General features: G+C 43.4%; 10 protein-coding genes. 3 read left to right on the top strand and 7 right to left on the bottom strand.

What is annotated here, in order from left to right; translation table 11 throughout:
• Position 1: 1 nt before the first annotated feature.
• Genes THEBA_RS10890 through THEBA_RS10880 form a run of 3 tightly spaced genes read left to right on the top strand, consistent with a single transcriptional unit; the run spans position 2 to position 2,748 of the window.
• Entirely contained in the window at positions 2–805 is an 804-nt protein-coding gene (locus tag THEBA_RS10890; RefSeq protein WP_006487704.1) for an ABC transporter permease, read from the top strand.
• A 6-nt stretch (positions 806–811) separates the two neighbouring features.
• On the top strand, positions 812–1,792 hold the full coding sequence (locus THEBA_RS10885; protein WP_014731583.1) for an ABC transporter ATP-binding protein: 981 nt from the start codon (positions 812–814) through the stop codon (positions 1,790–1,792).
• Entirely contained in the window at positions 1,789–2,748 is a 960-nt protein-coding gene (locus THEBA_RS10880; RefSeq protein ID WP_014731582.1) for an ABC transporter ATP-binding protein, read from the top strand. Before THEBA_RS10885 ends, THEBA_RS10880 begins: the two co-directional genes overlap by 4 nt.
• 73 nt (positions 2,749–2,821) lie before the next feature.
• Here THEBA_RS10880 and THEBA_RS10875 read toward each other — a convergent pair whose 3' ends face one another.
• The 7 genes from THEBA_RS10875 to THEBA_RS10845 form a co-directional block, all read right to left on the bottom strand.
• A complete protein-coding gene (locus THEBA_RS10875) occupies positions 2,822–4,000 on the bottom strand; it encodes an MFS transporter (protein WP_041928472.1) in 1,179 nt (392 codons plus the stop codon).
• Between the two features lie 305 nt (positions 4,001–4,305).
• Positions 4,306–6,024: an ABC-F family ATP-binding cassette domain-containing protein gene (locus THEBA_RS10870; protein WP_407656310.1), complete on the bottom strand. Its 1,719-nt coding sequence runs from the start codon at positions 6,022–6,024 to the stop codon at positions 4,306–4,308.
• Between the two features lie 201 nt (positions 6,025–6,225).
• Positions 6,226–6,627 carry an ATP-binding protein gene (locus THEBA_RS10865; protein WP_014731578.1) on the bottom strand — a complete coding sequence of 134 codons (402 nt, stop codon included), beginning with the start codon at positions 6,625–6,627 and terminating at the stop codon, positions 6,226–6,228.
• A gap of 4 nt (positions 6,628–6,631) precedes the next feature.
• Entirely contained in the window at positions 6,632–6,976 is a 345-nt protein-coding gene (locus tag THEBA_RS10860; protein ID WP_014731577.1) for an STAS domain-containing protein, read from the bottom strand.
• Positions 6,977–7,024: 48 nt separating this feature from the next.
• Positions 7,025–8,146, bottom strand: coding sequence for a PP2C family protein-serine/threonine phosphatase (locus tag THEBA_RS10855; RefSeq protein ID WP_099772825.1), 1,122 nt, complete (start codon positions 8,144–8,146; stop codon positions 7,025–7,027).
• 12 nt (positions 8,147–8,158) lie between these two features.
• The gene (locus THEBA_RS10850) at positions 8,159–11,173 is read right to left on the bottom strand and encodes an FtsX-like permease family protein (protein ID WP_014731575.1); all 3,015 of its coding nucleotides are present in this window, start codon (positions 11,171–11,173) and stop codon (positions 8,159–8,161) included.
• 2 nt (positions 11,174–11,175) lie between these two features.
• On the bottom strand, positions 11,176–11,874 hold the full coding sequence (locus tag THEBA_RS10845; RefSeq protein WP_014731574.1) for an ABC transporter ATP-binding protein: 699 nt from the start codon (positions 11,872–11,874) through the stop codon (positions 11,176–11,178).
• Positions 11,875–11,891: the final 17 nt, after the last annotated feature.

The following is an 11,891-nucleotide window of genomic DNA, read 5'->3' as shown; positions in this document are numbered from 1 at the left end:
CATGAACAAAAGGAGGATCAATCTATGGATTGGGACAGTGCTGATTTCCATTCTGATGCTGATGATGGTAGTCAGTCTATTCTATACTCCATTTCCTGTAACAGAGATCAATAGACTTGAACGATTTGAACCTCCTTCAGCGCGTCACCTCCTGGGCACAGACAACTTTGGAAGAGATGTGCTCAGCAGAATAATGAAAGGATCCCAGACAGCCTTCTTTGTGGGACTAGTCGCGGTATCGATTGGCAGTGTTTTTGGCGTACTTATCGGCGCAATCTCTGGTTACTTTGGAGGAATAGTCGACGAGATAATAATGAGAATCGTCGACGCTATGATGGCTTTCCCAAGTATCCTTCTTGCACTGATGTTTGTATCCGTTTTTGGAGTAGGCTTGAGAAATACGATTATTGCAATAGGGATAATGTCAATTCCTTCGTTTGCCAGAATCACAAGAAGCGGTTTCGTTCAACACAAAGAGCTGGATTACGTCAAGAATGCAAAGATAAAGGGCATCTCGAATTTGCGGATAATGTTCAGACACATACTGCCAAATGTGCTTTCCCCAATAGTCGTTGCTGCTTCAATGGGATTTGCAAACGCAGTTCTCGCCGAAGCGGCGCTGAGTTATCTTGGACTTGGAATTCAGCCGCCCAATCCCAGCTGGGGAAGAATGCTGAGTGAGTCTCAGGTCTTCATAACCGTCAGCCCCTGGTACGCGATAGCACCCGGAATCTTTATCACGCTTCTTGTGCTGGGATTCAACTTCCTAGGAGATGGGATCAGAGACATTAGAGAGAATAGGTGAAAGAGAATGAACTGTGAAAACGAGCCCTTACTAGAAATCAAAGATCTCAAAATTGGATTCAAGACTCCAGAAGGGCTTCTTCACGCTGTGAAAGGAATATCTCTTGAAGTAAAAAAGAGAGAAATCGTTGGGATAGTCGGAGAATCCGGCTGTGGAAAGACAGTAACGGCATTGTCAATAATGCGCCTTTTACCCGATAATTCATTCGCTACTGGAAGCATAAATTTCTCCGGCATCGATCTTCTTTCACTCACGGAAGACGAAGCGAGGGGAACACGCGGAAGAGATATATCAATGATTTTTCAGGACTCCCTCTCCTCTCTAAATCCCCTTATGAAAGTAGGAAGACAAATCGACGAGAATCTCATGATGCACACTTCTCTCGACAAAGCAGAGCGATTCTCAAGGGTTCTTGAGATCATGAAAGGTATCGGTCTTCCAGATCCAGAAAGAACATACGGCAAGTACCCTCACGAACTCTCCGGTGGGATGAGACAGAGAATAGCCATTGCTATTGCCATCGTGTGTAATCCCGATCTGATTATCGCAGATGAACCGACGACCGCTCTGGACGTCACAGTTCAGGCACAGATACTGGAACTTCTGAGAAAGATAAACCGTGAAAGCAACTGCTCTATTATTTTTATCTCGCACAATCTTGGAGTCATTCGGGAAATATGTTCTAAGGTCTATGTAATGTATGCAGGTCACATCGTTGAGAGAGCTTCTACAGAGGCACTTTTCACGAATCCAGGCCATCCTTATACTTTGGGCTTGATAAAAGCTCTACCAAAACTTGAATCTAAGGGGAAAGAGCTTTTTGATATTAGAGGCAGAGTTCCATCCATTGCCGATTTAACTCAAGGTTGTCCTTTTGAACCAAGATGTGATTACTCATTCGAGAGATGCAGGAAGGAGTTCCCCGATCTGAAAGAAATCGATTCCGATCACGAGGTGCGATGTTTTTTAGCCGGAGGCAAACTTTGAAGGAGAGAATTCTCGAGATTCAGGATCTCACGAAGCATTTTCGCTTGAGAAGAACCAGCTTGTTACGGAGGCCGGGCTCTATAAAAGCGCTTAATGGAATTTCCTTCAGTATCTCTAGAGGAGAGTCCTTCGGCATCGTCGGTGAATCGGGTTGCGGTAAATCAACGGCAGGATATAGCATAGTGGGACTTCTGAAGCCCACGGCAGGGAAGGTATTGTTCAAAGGCGAAGAAGTCAATTCAATGGATGCAAACAGTCTTCGAGAGTTCAGAAAGAAGGTACAGCTTGTTTTTCAGGACACTTCAGGCTCTCTTAACCCCAGAGGAACGGTTGAATGGATACTGTCTGAACCACTAAGAGCAATGGGTATGGCGAAAAAACAAATCAGAAATCTAGTTGTTGATAGTCTTGAACTCGTAGGATTAGACAAAGACCTTCTAGGTCGATTTCCTCATGAGCTTTCCGGAGGTCAGAAACAGCGTATAGGTATCTTAAACGCGCTCATACTCGATCCGGAAGTCATCATCGCCGACGAACCAGTGTCTTCTTTAGATGTCTCCATTCAGGCACAGATACTTAACCTTATGAACGAACTTCAGGATAGGCTTTCTCTAACTTATCTCTTCATTTCGCATGACCTGAACGTCGTGCACTATTTCTGCAACAGAATAGCCGTTATGTACCTCGGAGAAATCGTTGAGCTTTCCGAATCCGAAGAATTGTACAGATCGCCCCTCCATCCCTATACACAGTCTCTTCTTTCGGCAATACCCGGCGGCTCTTATCGGAAGACTGAAAAAATAATTCTCGAAGGTGACGCTCCAAGTCCTATGAATCCGCCATCTGGGTGTTTTTTTCATCCCCGATGTTTCAAAAGAATGGAGATTTGCTCGAGAGTCAAACCCAGAATAATTGAGGTTTCGAAAGATCATTTCGTAAGCTGTCACCTTTACTGAGCATTCCACTCTCTTGATATTGGAACACGAGGCGGTTTTTGACCGGCATCGCTTCGAGCACGAATCAACTCTTTCATCCGATCTTCTTGAGTAGATACATACTAAGCACATAAAGACAGCTTGCCATTACAGCCAGTGAGACAAAAGCAACTCCAAACGAGATTGTGTCAGCGATTCTTCCGAAGATGGGGAAGAAGATTATCATTACTAAGCTATACATCATACTTGCAAAGGATATTATCGTTGCCCTGCTCCTGGATGGAATCAGCTTATTTATGTAGTCGTTACCCGCTACAAACAACATAGCTTCAATCATTGCTACAACCATGAAGAAAGGTAACTTGTTTGAACAAAGCGCCACACCCCACATAGATGCGACGGAAATAAGAGGCAGTATGATTAGGACTTTCTTCTCCTTCAGCAGGTGAGATAGCCTCTGAACCTTCATGGCCACTAATCCCGCTAGAAACGACCCGGCCGCGAGGTATATGCCAATCTGAAACTCCGTGCGGCCAAGTCCTTTCCAGTAATTCTGAATGTAAAAGAATATGCAGGCGCTGAATGCCAGTATAGTCTGAACAAAAAAGATAAGAAATGCAACCTTTCTATCTCTGGCGATTAGTGAGAAGCTGTCAACAATCTGCTTCAAGAAGCCCCGGAAAGTTTTTGAATTACGGCCCACCGATTCAAGGATTGGTGGTTCTGTGAACGAAAGAGAATAGACCACCGAAAATGCGATGATCCCGGAGGAAGCCCAAAATGCATAGTGATAACTGTACGTTCCCAGGAACCCGCCGATCAGAAGCGCCACAACTGAAGACACTTGAAATATTGCCTCCTGCCTTCCAAGCACCGATATAAAATTGTTTTCTGCTTTCAGATATTTGAGAGAATCATATACAAGAGCCTCTCCAGAACCCGATTCCAGGTTATACGAAAGTGCAGCGAGTACCATGAAAATGGTGAAATGAAAGAAGCTTGTCGCACCGATCAACACCAGAATACTCACAAGAGAGAGACACCTCCCGATACTTCTGCTGAGTTTTCTTCCGAACAAGTCTGCTACAGACCCGGTAGGGACCTCCATCATCAAAGAGGTCACGTGGAATATTCCTTCAAGGAAGCCGATCTGCGTCAAACTCATTCCTCTGGAGGCCATGTATATCATCCAGAGGCCATTTGATAACCTGAAATTCATAAGAAAGGAGAATACGTAGTTTTTCTTTATGTTGCTTTCCATGAGTTCTGTCATTGTCTTCAAAGAAATTGCCCTCCAAAAAAAAGCCGTGACACTCGTCACGGCCATTGTCTAAGCTTAACAGTTCTAGATGGATACAGGCTCAACGAGGTAGCATTCACCCACAGATCTTGAAAATCCGCCCGACATAACCATAAAATACACCTGTATGATTTCTAGCATGTGGGTTGCTCCTCCTTTTTGGATCAAAATCATTATACAACAAAAGAATGGTAATAAGGTGCAGCCAAAGCAATACGAACGGTCAAAGTGAATTACGTTTACTACATGGCATCTTAAGTTCTTATCAGAACTCCACCTTACTGTAGAAACTCAGACCAGCTATCCCCACTCTTTCTTCTAGTTATCGATTGTTCATAAGAATCGGTAAGATTTCGCTTTGTTTCAGTAAAAGAATCGATGTCGATATCTTTAGTGTAATCAAGACTCTTCAATCCATCGTCTTCAATGGTAAAGATCTTTTCACCATGTTCCGCAATGAACTGCCGATCATGACTAATGAAGAGGAACCCTCCTGGAAAATCATTCAGAAGTTTGTCGAGCATTTCAAGAGATTCAATATCTAGATGATTCGTCGGTTCATCCATGAAGATAAATTCTACTCGTGAAAGGATGGCTTTCAATATGGCAAGCCTCATGCGTTCTCCGCAGCTTATCAATTCAGCATTTGCCAGTGCTCTGTCGCCCCTGAATCCGATATTTGCCAGATGGCTTCTGGTTGTCTGTTCATCCAGCCCGACATCGGAGATCTCTTCAAAGGGAGTTTTCTTTTTGAAGTGGCGCGTCATATCCTGTGGAATAAATACCCAATCGACACTGTCGTTTCTGTAAATTCTGCCATTTACCGGCTTCAGAATACCTACAAGACATCTCATGAGAGTTGTCTTTCCTGAACCGTTGGGACCGATTAGCCCTATTCTCTCATTAGTATCGACGTTTAACGAGAGTTCCCTAAAGATGTTTTTCTTTCCGTATGAGAATGATATCCTCTCGGCATTAAGCATTTTTCTATTAGGCACTTCGTACTGGGGAATCTTGATGGTTATAGGTTTCTCGACGAATGGTTTTTCCTGTTCTAGTTGTTGGACTAATCTCTCCTTCCTTTTCCGGACAACAAGTGCGCGCTTTGCAAGTTTAGCCGCCATGTGACCTTCATGCCCCTTATCCGACGAAAGTCTTTTTGAAGCCTCTCTTGAATCAGACCAGCTTTTCCTCCTGGCCACATCGAGTTCAAGCTGACGGATTTTCTTGTCTATTTCTACGCACTTCTTTTTTCTCGAAAGAAAATCCTTTTCTAAGAAGGCCAGCATCTCGGAATAACCGCCGCTTATGGATATTGCTATTCCCCGCTTCAAATAGACTGTTTTATGGGCGACCCGATCAATGAAAGTTCTATCGTGGCTTACAACAATTATTCCCACACCACTTTCACTAAGAGAACTTACTATCTCTTCGAGCTTCAAAGTCATTTCGATGTCAAGATGATTTGTCGGCTCATCCAGCAAAAGAAGTTTGGAGCCGGAGAGAGCTCCTCTGATTACGGAAAGTATCCTTTTAAATCCATGAGATAGATTCCTATACGGAAAGTCTAGATCATCGATGCCTATTCCAAATTTATTTATTGTAGAGGAAATCGAGGCTTCCAACTCAAAGCCTCCGGCATCGTTAAAAGCATTTATTAGTTCTGCGTAAACAATTGGATCTGAAGAGCGACACAGTTCGGTGTAAATCCTGGAGATTTCTGGTTTCGCGCCGAAAAGATACTCCTTCACCGTGCCGGAGAAAGTGTCACACTCCTGATGAACGAAAAATGGGGCAATATCCTTTTGAAGTAAAATCTCTCCTTCCAAAGGGGTTATCTCGCCGGCAACTGCTCTCAGGAGACTTGTCTTACCAGTTCCATTCGCTCCCGTCAAGGCGAGAGTCTCCCCTGCGGCAAGATCCAGATTCACTTTTCTTAATACTTCAAAACCATCGAACGAAATGGAAAGGTCTTTTATCTGAAGCAATTCGATCACCTCCAGTAAAGGCTTGGCAGCAATAAACTACAAAAAACTAGGGATCACTTATGTAGTTGTTGATCGATGAGTCGTATGAGAAAGTATTGAATTACGCAGTTCAGAGAAGCTTTTTCTTCATTTCGGCACCTGCTGTTCTATGATCTTTTATTTATATCATATCAAAACCAACTTAGTCAAACAGCCTCTGTACTGGCAGTACTAGATAATGATCTTCAAAAGGTTTTTCCCGTTCTCGTAACGATAATCAACCCTCTTTGAAAACCTCTTTATCAAATAAACGCCCATTCCACCTTTTTGCAGAAGTTCTATGTTCTCAAGATTTGGATCGTCTACCTTAAGAGGATTGAACTCTGTGGAGGCATCTTCGATGGTGATAGTCACTTCTTCTTCTCCAACTTCAAGGTTTACCGAAATAAGATCATCTTCCTTGAGTTCACCGTGCTTAACGATATTCGAGCACGCTTCTATTACTATCAGCCCTGCCCTGAATCCTGTTTCATTTCCTTTAGTTCTTCTGACTATCTCGGACACTTTTGCAGAAAAAGCATCAATCTTATACAGCTCGGGTTCGACCGTGAAACTGTAGTTCTCTTCGGCCATTATTTCAACACAAATCCTTGATGGCCTCTACAACGCTGCAGTTCTTAATGATGAAGAGCCTGTCAAGTCGCAATGTATTCAGTAGTTTCTTTATCTCTTCAGAAAGATTCACCAGAATCAAATCACTTCCTTTTGCGGAAACCGTCTTGTAAATGCTTATCAGAGCTGCAATTCCCATGGAATCAATGAACTCGATGTTGTTGCCGTCCACAATAACTGTTGAGCAACTTTTCAGATCAACAGTCTCTTGCCATTTTCTGAAATTTGCCGACATTTCCCCCGTAATTCTTGCCCTCTTAACAAGGGAAATCACTCCAATCTCATCGTTAGCCTTCTTGAATTCGAACATTCTTCACTCAGCTCCTCATCCTAGACTTTTCGGCAACAGCTTACCGAACTAGAACTGTATCAGTAAGGCCGTAATATCGTCTTCCGCAAGTGTACTCCCCTTGAAACTCTCATAAGAGGATTTCAAGTGCAAAGCGGTACTCCTTATATCGATATCTGAACTGCTCTTCATAAGATTTCTAAGTCTTTCCTCGCCATACATTTCACCTTTTTCGTTCATTACTTCGATCAGCCCATCGGTATACAATAACAAGCGATCACCGCTACGGAAAGGCACCTTAGAAACATCTCCGTGAATCATATTTATTCCGACAAGAGCTTCTCTCTTCCCTTCAAGAAACTGTACAGATCCCTCTCTTTGCATCAAAGGAGTCGGATGTCCCGCATTTGAAAGCAGAACGAAGCCTTCCTTAAAGTCCACTATTGCGGAAACAATTGTGAAGAAAAGGTTGAACCTCTCAAAAATAAAGTTTCTATCCAGCTCCTTCATAAAACTTCTCAAATCGAACTCACCATCATAGATACTGGCCCTGAAATCTTCAATGAACCTGTGTACCATCACCGATAGCATTGCCGCATTTACGCCGTGTCCTGACATGTCGGCGAGATAAACAAAGTACCGATTTTCATCCAGCTTGAATATATCGAAGATATCCCCACCAACCCTGTAAGAAGGTTCATATATCCATTCAACAGAGAGTCCTTGAGGATTGCTTTTTGGAACAAGAGCATTTTGAATTTTACCGGCTGCTATGACATCGCTTTCTAGATTATCTACCGCCACTCTCAAAGATCTGATAAGATCATGAAGCTTCAGATGAGTATTTACCCTAAGTAGAACCTCTTCGGGGAGAAAGGGCTTTGAAATGAAATCTACGGCACCTGAACTCAGAGCAGTGAGCTTGCTTTCTCTGTCGGAAGAGCCCGTAAGAACAATAACGGGTATAGGCTCTAGCTCTTCACTTTCTTTGAGCTGAGCCAGAATATCAAGTCCATTATAATCAGGCAACATTAGGTCAAGAAGTACTATATCCGGCTTCTGCACAGCCAGCGATGAGAATGCCGACCTGCCATCCGCACTTTCTACAACGTCATGGTTGTCTCTCGAAAGAATCGATTTCAACAGAACTCTAACCGACAAGTCATCATCCACCACGAGTATCCTACTCACCCGGATCACTTCCTATTCAAAGTATCGCAAAGCTTCTGCAGGTGCAATTTTAGAAGCAGAATAGCTGGGAATAATGGTCGAAACAAGAGAGGCAATGTAGAATATTAACGCCATTGAGATAAGCTGATCCCAGGGAATGTAAAGCTTCATGCCCTCCATTAAAGGAGAGGCAAAGATTTCAACGCTTGTAAGCGTACCGGTCACCATCCCAAGGAGAATTCCAATGATCGCGATAAACGATGTCTCAAGTAAGAAAGAAGAAAACACCATTGCTTTGGTGAAACCAATTGCTTTGAGCATGCCGATAATCCTCTTCCTTTCATGAAGAGCTTTGAACATAATGATCGCTATACCAACTATGCCGACAAGCATTCCGAAGTACAGAAAAGACCTTAGAATGCTTATTGTCCCTTGCAACATTGTTGAGGTCAGGTTCATTATGTCATCTACGTATAGAAGAAAAGGACTTCTAGATGATATCTTATCCTGAAGCGAATCGAAGTTTGCCTTTTTCTCTACCTCGGTGTCTCCTGAAAGGTTGAAAAGGAAATGTCTCGCGGCACTGCTGCCTGTCAACTCCGCAGGAGTATTCCCTATGTAAATGAGCAGTCCATTAAGGAAGGAGATGGTGTTTTCCGGGATCGTTGCTATCACTTCAAGATAAATAGGGCCTGAATCAATCATCTCTGAAGATAGCTTTTTCTGCGTGAAAGCAGCGGCACCGTTTCCGGTATCGCTTTGATCTGCTATCCTTCTTAGTTCAAGCACATCCCCTGGTCGAACATCCGGCAAAACACTGTTTGAAACTATAACAGTGCCGGAATTGTCTCTCAGATAATTCCACAAGTCTTTCACGTCTGAGATCCCAAGCCCTTCAACGAAATCGAGTTCCGTCATCCTGTTATAGTCAATGAAATTATCGTCAAGCGCAAAGACTTGCTCCACATCATATCTTCCGTCTCTTCTCAGCGCAACGTTTATCCCCGACACCGTCGAAATCTCCCTGACTTCCAGCTGAGATTTCAGTTCAGTTAAGGTAATTGCACTTTCACCAGTAAAAGAAAAAGCTCCAACATCAAAGCCAGCAAAGATTGCATCTCTGCTTTTGACGAGCATCTGTTCCATAGAGTAGGGAATTATCGAAATCAGGGTAATAACAAAAATGACAACGGCAAACATGGCAATAGTGAGGCCTGTTCTCAAACGGTTTCTTGCCGAAAAGGCAATTGAAATCTTGAATACAGGAGCTGCGGCTCTTGCTTTCTGAAAGAGTTTGTTCAGAAGGTACTCAAAGGTCTTCAAGTTGTAGACAATCAAAAATAGCCCGGCAAAGAGAATTGCTGCGCCTTTTGCAATCGTGAGATAGATTGATGAGCCACTATTCGATGCTATTAGATCAAAGGAATTGCTGAACATTGTGAATACGATTACCGCAATTGAGAAGAAAGATTCTATCCATCTTTTGTTCTTCATCGGAATCGCAACCGGAATCAGCAATCCCGCAAGCATAACGCCGGTAAAAAAGCCAGTCGCATTTCCCAACGAATATCCACTGTATGCCATCACTACTGAAACAAGAACCCCTACGGCTGCTATGACATTCAGCAGAAGTCTCTTCCTTTCATCAAGCTCTTCAGGTATATTTCTTACCGCGGTCACTATATTCGTGCGTGAAATCTTCCTTCCCGTGTAAACAATGATTATCATAGGTATGATAAGCCCCAAAAGAAATCCATAGGCAATTGAATCGATCCGCACGAAGAACACGAATGAGTTCTGCATGGAGTTAAAAGCGATATTTGCACCTTCGAAAGGTATCAGTGAGACCGCATCCTCAAATAGGTTTACGAAACTACCTAAAATAAACCTCGCAATTCCCAACCCAGCGAGGACTCCAATACCTGACGAGAAAATAGAATAGAAAAAACCCTCATAGAGAATCGTCCTGGACACTCTTTTTCTTGAATAACCAATCGCTCTGAGGGTACCAAGCTCGGTCCTCCTCTCTTGAGCAAGCATCAAGTAAATGTTTGTAAGAAGAAGCACACCTGCAAATATGGCAAAGACACTGAGCATGAGGAATAAGAGACCGATATTCCCCTGGTCAACCATACTCAAGGAATCCTTCTTGACCTCCCTGACCACCACTTCCTCACCGACTAAGGGCTTTATGCTTGCCACAACCTGATCTGTAAGCCTTTCACCTGTTAGAAAATCCCCACGGTTCGAAACGATTAGTGCATTATAATAGTCTTCAACACCTATCTTAAGTACTTCTCTGGCTTCTTCAACATCCATTAACATGGTAAACCCATTTGAACCCTGGTTTTCTATCTGGTAGTGAAGAATCCCATTCCCTTCAACAATTTCAGCCACCCTTACCTCAGGAAGAGGAATCCAGAAAAGCAATCTCTGTCCTGGGTCTACAAGAATTTCAAGAGTATCCCCGACCGCCACCCCGGCAACTTCGGCCAGCTCTTTGTTGATGACAACCTCGGGAAGTTCATCTGTAGCAGAGGGGAGGACCAGATCCACTTTATCGACGTCAGGCCAGTTTGAGAGTTGATCGGCTTCTACTCCTATCATGCTCACCTGAAAACTCTTTCCAGTTTGACTTCTGGCCTCTCCGGGGAGTCCAATAGAGACAGTTCTACTAAGAATAGGAAGGACACCGTCTACCTGTTCGTTCTTCAAAAGTGAATCGACAAGAATCTCGATTTTGGAATTGGGAATGAGCTCTTTACCAATGTTTTGATTATCTGAAGGGATGTAGATCAGTTCATCGATCTCACCATGGGTTCTTTCGATCTGACCGTAAAGGAAATTCTGAAAAGAATCATTCATGGCCATCGAACCCATGATAAGCGCCGTTCCAATCAGAGATCCCATTATCACCAAAAAAGTATCGGATTTTCTCCTGTAAATGTTTCTGTAACCGATTTTGAAAATTATCGGATTCCTTATCATTGAAACTAGTATCGCAATTACGGCAACACCCGCAAAAAGACTAATTATCTGTATTATCACTGTTACACCTTCAATTCTTTATTTTCTTCAATCTTCAAAATGCTACCACTATCCATGTGGAGAACTCTGTTTGAGAATGCAGAAACTCTCTCGTCGTGCGTAACAATTACGAAGGTCTGATTGAACGTTTCATTCAGCTCGGTGATGAGATTCATTAGATCATTGCTGGTCTTCGTATCCAGGGCTCCCGTAGGCTCGTCGGCCCATACAATAGCCGGCCTGTGAACGAGTGCCCTTGCTATTGAGACTCTCTGTCTCTCACCACCACTCAATCTTGAAGGGAGGTAATGTTCTCGCTCCCTTAAATTGACTTTTGCAAGAATTTCCATCGCCGCTTCACGGGCTTTCTTTTCATTACTTCCCATTGTAAGCATCGCGAGTTCCACATTTTCGACTGCTTTTAAGACAGGTATAAGATTGTAGAATTGAAACACGAACCCCATATTCATCGCCCTAAAGCGGGTCTTTTCATCATCCTTCAAAGAGTGAAGATCAACCCCCTTGACTGTAACCTTCCCCTCCGTAGGCGTATCTATTCCTGAAAGACAGTTCAGGAGTGTACTTTTTCCGCATCCGGACGGTCCGAGAATCGCTAGTATCTCGCCTTCATAAATATCAAATGAAACTCCCTTCAGTGCTTCGACCGACACTTCACCCGACCTGTAAGTTTTACTAAGGTCTCTGACCTCAACAAATGCCATTTTGAATCTCCTTCCAA

It is taken from the genome of Mesotoga prima MesG1.Ag.4.2 (assembly GCF_000147715.2).
Lineage (GTDB): Bacteria > Thermotogota > Thermotogae > Petrotogales > Kosmotogaceae > Mesotoga > Mesotoga prima.
This window is presented reverse-complemented; position numbering and strand designations above follow the sequence as displayed.

Bases quoted from the DNA above. Each gene is read 5' to 3' on its own strand.
- THEBA_RS10890 (WP_006487704.1), top strand. From the start codon at position 2: ATGAACAAAAGGAGGATCAATCTATGGATTGGGACAGTGCTGATTTCC.
- THEBA_RS10885 (WP_014731583.1), top strand. From the start codon at position 812: ATGAACTGTGAAAACGAGCCCTTACTAGAAATCAAAGATCTCAAAATT.
- THEBA_RS10845 (WP_014731574.1), bottom strand. From the start codon at position 11,874: ATGGCATTTGTTGAGGTCAGAGACCTTAGTAAAACTTACAGGTCGGGT.
- THEBA_RS10860 (WP_014731577.1), bottom strand. From the start codon at position 6,976: ATGTTCGAATTCAAGAAGGCTAACGATGAGATTGGAGTGATTTCCCTT.
- THEBA_RS10865 (WP_014731578.1), bottom strand. From the start codon at position 6,627: ATGGCCGAAGAGAACTACAGTTTCACGGTCGAACCCGAGCTGTATAAG.
- THEBA_RS10875 (WP_041928472.1), bottom strand. From the start codon at position 4,000: ATGACAGAACTCATGGAAAGCAACATAAAGAAAAACTACGTATTCTCC.